The 390-nt window shown below is 48.5% G+C and carries 1 protein-coding gene; it reads left to right on the top strand.

The genetic code is table 11. The features are described from left to right. Window positions 1-119: 119 nt before the first annotated feature. On the top strand, window positions 120-390 hold a 271-nt coding region (locus E0T84_RS31700; RefSeq protein WP_249383800.1), incomplete at its 3' end, for an ATP-dependent Clp protease proteolytic subunit.

Here is a 390-nt window from a genome sequence, read left to right as displayed (position 1 = left end):
CAGAGGGACTAGCTGATAATCCGTCCATAAGGTTACAATCGGTACAGCAGGTTTTTTCAAATTTTATCCAGGAGACGGAAATGTCATACAGCGGCGAACGAGATAACTTTGCACCCCATATGGCGCTGGTGCCGATGGTCATTGAACAGACCTCACGCGGTGAGCGCTCATTTGATATCTATTCTCGTCTACTTAAGGAACGCGTCATTTTTCTGACCGGCCAGGTCGAAGACCATATGGCTAACCTGATTGTGGCGCAGATGCTGTTCCTGGAAGCGGAAAACCCGGAAAAAGATATCTACCTGTATATTAACTCCCCAGGCGGCGTGATTACCGCAGGGATGTCTATTTACGACACTATGCAGTTTATCAAGCCGGACGTCAGCACCA

The organism is Mycobacterium sp. DBP42, assembly GCF_005924235.1.
GTDB lineage: Bacteria > Actinomycetota > Actinomycetes > Mycobacteriales > Mycobacteriaceae > Mycobacterium > Mycobacterium syngnathidarum.
The sequence above is the reverse complement of the archived record's forward strand: the minus strand, read 5'-3'. Positions and strand labels throughout refer to the sequence as shown.